At 38.0% G+C, this 973-nt stretch carries 1 protein-coding gene and 1 pseudogene; both read left to right on the plus strand.

What is annotated here, in order from left to right; translation table 11 throughout:
- Window positions 1–161, plus strand: a pseudogene (locus tag DMP16_RS11480) (transposase); the annotation flags it as partial.
- 578 nt (window positions 162–739) lie between these two features.
- Window positions 740–973, plus strand: a 234-nt coding sequence (locus DMP16_RS10235) for a DUF3800 domain-containing protein (protein WP_143577221.1), incomplete at its 3' end; no start/stop codon positions are given.

A 973-nucleotide genomic window follows, 5' to 3' on the forward strand; every position in this document is an offset into this window, starting at 1 on the left:
CTCTACCCAAGGGATAGGGGTAAAGTGGCTGAAGACCCAGCCTTTGGTCTACCGCTGGATGAACGGAGCGGGTGTCAAAGCCCACTAGCTATGAAGTGGTGAAAATGAAGGCGGTAAACCATAAACCAGTGAACCGCTCTAAGGGAACCCTCGCCATTTAGGGCGGGGAGGAGGTCAGTTCCTGCGAGGTTTTCTTTTTCGGTTATAACGTTACCGTGTGTGGATAACAATTTGGTTGATATAAATTGAATTTTCTTTATTGTGGAAAAGTGTTTTGTGTGAGGCAACTCATCTATTGGGGCGAGAAGATGAATGGGTTTGATTTCCTAACACTCACCTAACTCAACAAGAAACACAATAACGAGATGGCTAAAAATATTCTTCAATACAATTTACTCGAAATCTATTGGCATAAGTGAGAATAAAATTGAATTTTATGGGGATGGGTGAAATTGTTGTCCACACACATGTCATTAAAAGATGATTCTCTGAACTGATTGTACCTCCGTGTCCCTTTAAACAACTAAGATGAGTCTTCTATTGTTTCACCTCATGACCTCTATTTTGGTGTTGAGCAAGAGTTCTCAGCGAATTTATGAATAGTAAAATTTTGCCCTCTACACATTAATTAAATAATCAAAATCTTTCTATAGTAGGGAAACTTAGCTTATATCAAAACTTATGCTTATCTGTACTTATTACCAAAACACATATAAAATGGAAAATTAAACGCATTATTGTGCTGGTATGCTTTATTGATGAGAGCGGTAAGCCTACTATCAAGGAAGACAGCCCTTTTATAGTTACCTCGACTATTGTATGGGAAGATGCTACTATAACTGAGTGTAGAAATAGATTTGCTGATATAAAAATAAAATATGGACTTGACCCAGATTTAGAGGTTCATGCTAAGGATTTGTTTCATCCATCTTCAAGTAACCCTTTCGGAAAATTGGAAAGGGAACAAGTGCGT

Origin of the sequence: Sulfolobus sp. B1, from assembly GCF_007050195.1 — an archaeon.
Taxonomy (GTDB): Archaea; Thermoproteota; Thermoprotei_A; order Sulfolobales; family Sulfolobaceae; genus Saccharolobus.